Annotated in this window: 1 pseudogene; it reads left to right on the forward strand. The window is 67.2% G+C overall.

The window, feature by feature from the left end:
* Positions 1–430, forward strand: a pseudogene (locus U5775_RS39090) (hemagglutinin); the annotation flags it as partial.

Below are 430 nucleotides of genomic sequence, written 5' to 3' on the forward strand. Positions count from 1 at the left end.
TCGCTCGACGGCGGCTTCGCTCGGCGGCGGTTCGGCAGTGAACGTGGATGGCTCGGTTACGGCGCCTTCGTACTCGGTGGGCGGCAAGACGGTGAACAGCGTGGGCGAGGCGGTGACGAACCTCGACGATCGCGTGACGCAGAACAGCTCGGACATCAGCAGCCTCCAGGGCAGCGTGGCGCAGGTGAGCGGGCAGGCGGCGAATGCGGTGCAATACGACTCGTCGGCGCATGACTCGGTGACGCTGGGCGGCGCGGATGCATCGACCGCAGTCGGATTGCACAACGTGGCGGCCGGTGCGGCCGATACGGACGCCGTCAACGTCGGCCAGCTGAACGATGCGGTCTCCGAGATGACGAACATCGCGAAGAGCGTGGTGGGTGGAAGCCCGCTGTTTGCGGCGAGCGGTGACCGGAACACCGAAGTCGCT

This window comes from Paraburkholderia sp. J63 (assembly GCF_905220245.1).
Lineage (GTDB): Bacteria > Pseudomonadota > Gammaproteobacteria > Burkholderiales > Burkholderiaceae > Paraburkholderia.